The organism is Clostridium sp. C2-6-12 (genome assembly GCF_009928485.1).
Taxonomy (GTDB): domain Bacteria; phylum Bacillota; class Clostridia; order Clostridiales; family Clostridiaceae; genus Clostridium.
The window spans coordinates 100652-109279 of sequence record NZ_JAABNP010000019.1; the positions used below are offsets into that span (position 1 = coordinate 100652).

Genomic DNA, 8628 nt, shown 5'->3' on the forward strand with positions numbered 1-8628 from the left:
TTTACCTCTCAAATTAAAAATTATTCATATGATCAATAATTTGTAACACTTTATTGGCAGATGCTTTAAAATTATATGTTTCTCTTTGGTATTTTGAAACGCCATACTTACTATTTTGCGTTATAGTATCTAACCTAATAAGCTTATCAACTAAATCATTTTTTATATTACTTTCAAAAAAAATTGCTTTGTCTTCTAAGACTTCTGGTAATGAAGCTGCATTTGATGAAATTACAGTTGTCCCCATGCTTAGAGCTTCTAAAGGAGGTAATCCAAATCCCTCATATATTGAAGTAAAAACAAAACATTTTGCCATTTTATATATATAAGGAAGATCTTCATCTTCAATAAATCCTGTTAAATGAATTCTATTTTTTATTTTTTCTGATTTTCGCAGAAATTCATTAACCTTCCAGCCCTTTCTTCCTACTAACACTAAATCATAATCTACTTTATCCAAGACCTCATTATATGCTTCCAATAATAAATTCATGTTTTTTCTTGGTTCAAGAGTTGACAAGCATAAAATATAGTTTGAAGGTATAGCATATTTTTCAAATAACATTTGGGGATCATTCTCTTTACATACATTAAATAATGTAGATATTCCACTTGGAACTATATGAATCTTGTCATTATCATATTTTAATAATTTTATAATTCTTTCTTTTGTAAACTTAGATACTGTAAAGATTCCATCACTCACTCTAGCTGCATTAATATATGAATATTTAAAATAAATTTTTGAAAGTTTTTTCATTGTATAAGGTACATCCCATGCACCCATGTCATGAATTGTATTAAAAATGCCTTTCCGTTTAAATAAAATTGGACTAGGAAATGCAAAGAATAAATACTTGTTAGCCTTTATTTTATAAAGATGTTTTAATAAAACAAACTGATTAAATATAAGTTTATTTTTTCCTTTTAAAATATGAAATTCTATATTTTTTCTATTTTCATACTTCTTAAAATCTAAATGGATTTGATTCTTAAAAATTAATACATATCTATTCAAGTAGTCTATATTTAGCATTTCTTGTGTTATGCAAAGAGCATATCTTTCAATGCCAGATAAATTATCAAACAAACTGGTCAAATCTATTGCATAAATCATAGTATTCCCTTTCTAATTCAATCTTTAGCTCTGTATTTCCATGCAAGTTTAAATATCTTCATGTCATTAACAAAATAACGTTTGAATAACCTTTTAGGTTCTTGTGTAAATCTATAAAACCATTCTAGTCCATAAGTACTCATCCATTTCGGTGCTCTTTTAATATTTCCTGCCAGAAAATCAATTGTCGCACCAGCACAGATTGAAACTTTAGCATTATATTTGTCTATATTTTCATAAATAAATTTTTCTTGTTTAGGACATCCAAAACAAACAATTAAAATATCTGGTTTAACTTCTGAAATTATGCAATTAATTTTTTCTAGTTCTTCTTGATTTTTATCAAATCCAAATGGTGGAGCATAAGTTCCTACTATTTTTATTTGGGGATATAAATTTTCAAGTCTAACTTTAGCTTGCTCTGCAACACCATCTCTTCCACCAATAAAAAACAGGGTATACCCTTTATCAGCTGACATTTTGCAAACTTGTGGAACTAAATCAGATCCAGATATTTTTTCTTTTACAGGAATCTTAAACAATTTAGATAACCATACAAGTGGCGTTCCATCTACTAAAACCATATCCGCATTATCTATTATTTTCTTTAAATAGTTATCTTCCTCTATTTGAGTTATTACATCAACATTAACTGCTACGATATAAGATTTTCTATGATTCTCCTTGATGTAGCTATCTAAGTTTAGTAAAGTTTCTTTCATAGATAGATTATTTACATATGTATTTAATAATCTCATTTTATGATTATTCATATTCTTAAAATCTCCTATTAAAAAAACTTATCTTCTAACATTAAACACAAGCAATGATAAATCGGCAAATGTAATTCTTGAATCATGTATGTCTCAGTTTTAGGAACTATTATTGATACATCTGAAATACCTTTAAGCTTCCCACCATCTTTACCAGTAAGAGAAATAACTTTCATACCTTTAGCTTTAGCAGTAACTGCAGCATAAAGCACATTCCTTGAATTACCTGATGTAGATATTCCAAGAAATACATCTTTAAATTTTCCATATCCATTTACTTGCTGTGCAAAGCATAAAAGTCCATCAACATCATTGAGATAAGCTGTAGTAAACGCTGTATGATTATTCAAAGCGATAGTTGGTAGTGCACCCTGCAATTTCTCAGCTAGTTCTTTTCCCCATTCATGGTCAATAGCTATAATCTTTTTTGCAAATTCATCAGAAATTTTTCTCTGCTTCTCAAAACCTTTCATCAATTCACCCGTAATATGATCCGCATCAGCTGCACTACCACCATTACCAGCTATTAATAGCTTCCCACCATTTTTATATGATTCCTCCAGCACAAAATAAGCATTAATAATTTGATCTTTAATTAATTCTAATACTGGATATCTTTCTATTAATAGATCAACATGTTTATTCAATTTTATTTCTAAAGTTTTCATTTTTATTCCTCTCAATAATATATTTTTAACCTATCTAAATCTCTTTAAAAATGCTGTCTACAAATTCAGTTAAATTCTTATAAGATTCATATATATCACTCTCACCTATTAACGCGACATTACACCCAGCATTTAAACCAGATTTCATATCAATTTCATTATCTCCAACCATCCAGGATTTCGATAAATCAATATTATATTTTTCAGTTGCTTTTAAAATCATACCTGCCTTTGGTTTTCTGCACTTACAATCGATTTTATATTCTAATCTTTCACCTTCAAATCCTTTGGCAGGATGATGAGGGCAGAAAAAGATGTCATCTATATAAGCCCACTTTTGGCCAAGAAGTGTTTCCATTTTATTATGGATTTCATAAAGTTGTTCAAGGCTAACCTCTCCCCTTGCTATCATAGGTTGGTTAGTAACTACAATAGTGAGGTATCCGCTTTCATTGATTTTCTTAATGGCATCAGCTACTCCGTAAATCAATTCAAAGTCATCAATGTTTTTTAAAAAACTAATATATTTATTAATTGTACCGTCTCTATCTAAAAATACTGCTTTCTGTTTATATGACAAGTTTTTTGCTTTTACTTTTCCTCTTTTAATATCTTCTATTACAGAATAGAATCGATCTGGTGTTCCCATATCTTTTACATATTCAGGTGAACCATAGGCAAAAAGTGATCCAGATGAAATAAGAGGTTTTAGCACCTCTCTATCAAGATCAACTTTTTTCAATTCTTTAAATATATCAAGAATCTTTGAAGAAAACATATGAATACCTGCATTAACACGATTCTTATACCAAAGTCTTTCATCTTCTTTGTGAAGCCAATTAGTCACTTCTCCATTATTATTACATTCAATAATACCACTATCATATGGATGACTATTCGGATGAGTAAACAAAGTAGCTACTCCACCTTTATCTTTATGGAACTTATAAAACCTGTGAATATTAATATCAAAAATAATATCTCCATTTAATAATAAGAAATCATCAGTTAATTCATCTTTTAAAAAATATAGAGCACCAGCTGTTCCTAGTGGTTCCTTTTCTTCTATATATTTAATATGAACATTAAAAGGTTTGCCCGTATTTGTTGATATATTGCTACCGTCTCCAAAGTAATTTTTAATAATATTTCCAAGATGTCCTATAACTAAAATTATCTCTGTAAACCCCTGCTCCCTTAAACAATCAATCTGATATTCAAGAATTGGTTTATCTAAAACTGGAATCATGGGCTTTGGAACCTCTGAATTAACAGAAGTTATTCTTGTTCCTTTTCCACCAGCCATAATAACTATTTTCATACTATTTAGCCTCAAATCTTCTATTATTAATTTTAAGCAAATTGCTTTCAAGTATTAGAATCTGTTACCAGAGGTCCTAAGTAATTTTCTATAGTTAATTCATGTGACACCTAATATTCTGATGTGTAATGGATAACTTTAGTCCCACTGTTTTCAAATTCAAACGGAACATATAATAAATCTTTCATTGCCTCTTTTATGGCTTTCCTTTTATCTTCTTCAACATAAAATAATAAAAACCCTCCACCACCAGCTCCTAATAACTTTCCACCAATTGCTCCTATTTCTATAGCTCTTGCATATAATGAATCAATATCATCATTTGTGATCTTATTAGTAATTCCACGTTTCAATTTCCATGTATAATCTAGAAGCTTCCCAAACTCCTTTAAATTACTTTTTGAAGTTAAAATTTTTTCTGCTTCATCTACTAGGCTTAACATTTCCAATAATTGCTTTGTCTTATCTTTCATAGTACATTCTTGAACTTTAGAAATATCTGAAGAAAACCTTGAAAACCCAGTAAAGAAAAGCATTAAATTATCATTTAATTGTTTTTTCCGTTCAGCAGAGATAATAATAGGATTAACCGTAAACCCATCTTCATTAAAGTTGATTCTATTTAATCCACCAAAAGAAGCTGCTATTTGATCCTGAACACCTCCACTTTCTTTGCAAAGTGTTCTTTCCAAATATATAGCTTCATCTGCTAATTTTTTCTTATCTGCATACCTTCCTTTTAATCCATAAAATGCGTTTAACATTCCAACAGCAAATGAACTACTCGTACCTAATCCAGAACGGGCTGGAAGATCCGCTTCATATGTAAGACGAATCTTCTGCATATCCAAAAACTTCATTGCCTCCCTTATAGCTGGATGTTCAATACTTCCTACAGATGTTACACGTTCTATTTTGGCATAAGAAAGTTCAGTAGAATAATCAAAAAATCTTGGTAGATGTCTAACATTTACGTAACAATACTTATCAAAAGTAGTTGAAATAACTGCTCCTCCGTACTCATTGTAAAATCCAGGAAAGTCTGTACCCCCGCCAAAAAAAGATATTCTAAAAGGTGTTTTTGTTATAATCATTAATTAGCTTACTCCTTCTTGTTAATGTTAAAAAATCACTTCTGTAATCATATCTTTGTCAAATCCATTTTTCCATCTTTTCAGTATTCATTATTGAAATCATTTCATCCTTATTAAGCATCTTAACTTTTTCTGTATTAATTAACTACATCTAAATTTATACATTTAGTTACTCACTATATTTTCCATTTAGGTTGACTTTTTATATCATTACTTATTAACTTGCATTTTTATCTCCAAATAACACAAAAAATGTCTTAAATATAAGTTTTACATCTATCAGAAGATTTCTCTCTTTAACATATTTAATATCTAATTCCATCCATTCATTAAATTCAATATTATTTCTTCCTGACACTTGCCAATAGCAAGTTAATCCTGGTTTAACACTCAATCTTTTCAGCATCCATACTTCAAAACTTTTTACCTCATCAGGAAGAGATGGTCTTGGTCCAACAATAGTCATTTCGCCTTTTAATATATTAACTAGTTGTGGTAATTCATCTATACTTGTCTTTCTAATAAACCTTCCCACTTTTGTTATTCTCGGATCATTCTTAATTTTAAACATAGGACCAGTTCTTTCATTTTCACTAGCTAACTTTTCTTTGAGCTCTTCTGCATTGCCTACCATTGATCTAAATTTATACATTTTGAATACTATACCATTCTTGCCCACTCTATCCTGAGAAAAAATTATAGAACCTTTTGATTCAATTCTTATAAGAATTGCAACAATTACTAGTATTGGCATCAAAACTATTAATCCTATTAAAGAACAAATTATATCCAAGGCTCTTTTTATAAACTCATAAACTTCTCTATGTTTCATTTGTTCTTTTAAGATCGAGTTTTGCACGTTAATCCCCCTTATTAGCATTAATAAAATTCATTCTATATTTATTTCTGCACCCTTCTCAATATAATACGCCCTTCTTTTTAGTTTTATTACAAAAGTAAAATATAGATTTCTTTTCTTTAAGCTTTTGCCCACAAAATTCTATATCCTTGTTTTCAAGCAATTTACTTGCACTGTCCATAAAAACTTTTTCACTTTTAACATTTATACTATTTGATATATTAATTGCTTTTGATAATACTGTAGTTCTATTTACATTATTATGTGCATCTGATCCAATAAAGTTATAAATCCCATTTTTTAAAAACAATTCAGCTACTGCTTTTACATTTCTTCCAAACGCCCCTTGTATACTTCCGCTATTCATTTCAAATAAACATCCACTTTCTATAAATTTATTTATAGATAAGACATTTTCTATAATTGGGACATATCTTTCTGGATGAGCGATTATTGGAATGATTCCTCTAATTTTAAGTTCATATATTATTTCAAATATATAATCGCTAAATTCATATATTGAGCATTCAGTGAGCATATATCTAGAATCGTTAATAGTGCCAATATTACCTTCTAGATAATCCTCTATTGTATGTTCATTTAAGTATACTTCTTGTCCACTATAAATTTGAATTTTTAGATTCTTCTCCCTTATAAGATAATTTAGTTCAGTTACAAAATCTCTTACTTCTGTAATTGTTGTTGTTCCATATCCAATAAAATAATGAGGAGTTGCTACTATCTTTTTAGTACCATCCTTAACTGCATCTTTTAACATTTCCAGTGTTATATCTATATTTTCAGCACCGTCATCTATTTGAGGTAATATATGAGAGTGAATATCTATCATATATTTAATTATCCTCCTTATCATTTTTTATATTTTTATTAAATTTTTATTAATCTTATGACAATTAGAATTGAATAAACAAAAAAATAAGGTAAGTATTTACTAATTTCTTCGTAAAATACTTACCTTATTCTTATATCTTATTATTTTAATAAAAACTCTAAAACCCATGGCGAAACTATACATGCCTCAGTTACAAGCTGATCATGATTTAACTCTTCAAATACTTTTAATGAAATACCATTATTTAATAATTCCTGTTGATTATTTAATATATCCTCTTTAACTAAAGGAATATCTTCTTCCCCAGTGAAAATAGCTAGATTCCCCTCAATCTCATTTATATTTACTCCAGTCCATTTTTCCATGGCTCTTAGCTTTGCAATTTTGGCTTCTAAATTAGTATTCTTTAACCATTCAATATCTTCCTCAGTGAAACCTTCTTCATCAAATATATTTCTGTCTCTTATTGCCTTAAATTTTTCATAATCTGCAATTATATCTGGTACTATTGTTTTAAAGAATTCATTTCCAAAATTAGTTCCTGCACAAACAACTTTTTTAACATTTCTATTATTTTTACAAAGCTTTAAACCTATTGTTGCCCCGTAAGAATGTCCAAAATAATTATAAGTATTAAATCCGCATTTCTGTACTACTGCTTCTATGTCTGAAATAACTTTATCTTGTGAATAAAAATCTATTTCTGATGATACATCACTTTCACCATTTCCTCTAAAATCTAATGCTATAACAGTAAAGTATTCTTTTAAAATATCTGTCCATCCACTTTTCTGCCATATCTCTTTTGTTCCGCTTAAGGAATGACCTAATACAATGGCTGGACCATTTCCAGTAATATTATATACAATTTTAGCTTTATCTTTTGAAATTATGTAATCTTTATTCATAAATATGTACCCCTGTCATAATTCTTTTTCTATCTTAACTTAATATATACTCTATAATAATAACATCACTCCATGAACTTGTTAATTTACGAAACCATGATGCAATAATTTAATATCTATTTTATATGCTTCTATTAAATTAATAACTAAATCTAAGTTTTAACTAAAAACTCCAAAAATAATAGGTATAAATATAGCTGGTAGTAAGTTAGCTACTTTAATTTTGCTCACTCCAAGCATATTAAGTCCAAGTCCTACAATTAAAAGACTTCCAACTGCTGACATATTATTAATTATAGTTTCTGTTAGTACAGTTGAAAGACCACCTGCAAGAAGAGTTATAGTTCCTTGATATATTAATATTGCAATTGAAGATAGCATTACTCCTATTCCAAGTGATGATGCAAATATTATTGAAGATATTCCATCCAATATTGATTTAGCAAAAAGAGTTGAATGATTTCCTTTCAATCCACTTTCCAAAGATCCAACTACCGCCATAGCTCCAACGCAAAATAGTAAGCTTGATGTTACAAAGCCTTCAGCTATAGAAATTTTATCATGTATCTTATTTTTTCTTTTACTATTAATTTTTTCTTCTATCAGATTTCCAAAATCATTTAATCTTTTGTCAATGTCTATTATTTCACCAATTAATGCTCCTATTGCTATAGAAATTATTATTTGTAATGTATCTTGCCCCTTAAGTGTACCTGAAATTCCTATGTATAGTACACATAAAGCTAATCCATTCATTATAGTTGTACTAATCTTTTCCGTCAGCCTTCCTTTTACTACTAATCCAATTAAACATCCGCCTATTATAGCTAATGCATTTACTATCGTCCCCAACATTTATATAATCCTCCACTCTAATGTTTTATATTATATTTAATTATAATACGCTAATTAAAATTTATCTAACAATTAAGCGTATTAATCTTCCTATAATTATATCTGCTTAAATTTCTTGTGCTCATTAATCGAGTAGGAGCTAAATAATTATTTTATTTAGCGTCCTCTCACACCACCGTA

At 28.7% G+C, this 8628-nt stretch carries 9 protein-coding genes; all 9 read right to left on the reverse strand.

Features of this window, described 5'->3' with window-relative positions:
• Positions 1-13: 13 nt before the first annotated feature.
• Positions 14-1117, reverse strand: a complete 1104-nt coding sequence (locus GXK56_RS16435) for a glycosyltransferase family 1 protein (RefSeq protein WP_160689331.1) — start codon at positions 1115-1117, stop codon at positions 14-16.
• A gap of 17 nt (positions 1118-1134) precedes the next feature.
• Positions 1135-1890: a WecB/TagA/CpsF family glycosyltransferase gene (locus GXK56_RS16440; RefSeq protein ID WP_160689333.1), complete on the reverse strand. Its 756-nt coding sequence runs from the start codon at positions 1888-1890 to the stop codon at positions 1135-1137.
• A 17-nt stretch (positions 1891-1907) separates the two neighbouring features.
• Positions 1908-2558, reverse strand: coding sequence for an SIS domain-containing protein (locus tag GXK56_RS16445; protein ID WP_160689335.1), 651 nt, complete (start codon positions 2556-2558; stop codon positions 1908-1910).
• Positions 2559-2592: 34 nt separating this feature from the next.
• Entirely contained in the window at positions 2593-3879 is a 1287-nt protein-coding gene (locus tag GXK56_RS16450) for an HAD-IIIA family hydrolase (protein WP_160689337.1), read from the reverse strand.
• A 110-nt stretch (positions 3880-3989) separates the two neighbouring features.
• Positions 3990-4973 carry a kinase gene (locus GXK56_RS16455; protein WP_160689339.1) on the reverse strand — a complete coding sequence of 328 codons (984 nt, stop codon included), beginning with the start codon at positions 4971-4973 and terminating at the stop codon, positions 3990-3992.
• 217 nt (positions 4974-5190) lie between these two features.
• Entirely contained in the window at positions 5191-5805 is a 615-nt protein-coding gene (locus GXK56_RS16460; protein WP_243156152.1) for a sugar transferase, read from the reverse strand.
• 85 nt (positions 5806-5890) lie between these two features.
• Positions 5891-6682: a CpsB/CapC family capsule biosynthesis tyrosine phosphatase gene (locus GXK56_RS16465; protein ID WP_160689343.1), complete on the reverse strand. Its 792-nt coding sequence runs from the start codon at positions 6680-6682 to the stop codon at positions 5891-5893.
• Between the two features lie 143 nt (positions 6683-6825).
• Positions 6826-7593: an alpha/beta fold hydrolase gene (locus GXK56_RS16470; RefSeq protein WP_160689345.1), complete on the reverse strand. Its 768-nt coding sequence runs from the start codon at positions 7591-7593 to the stop codon at positions 6826-6828.
• Positions 7594-7752: 159 nt separating this feature from the next.
• Positions 7753-8448 (reverse strand): DUF554 domain-containing protein, encoded by a 696-nt coding sequence (locus GXK56_RS16475; protein WP_160689347.1) that lies wholly within the window; start codon positions 8446-8448, stop codon positions 7753-7755.
• Positions 8449-8628 lie beyond the last annotated feature (180 nt).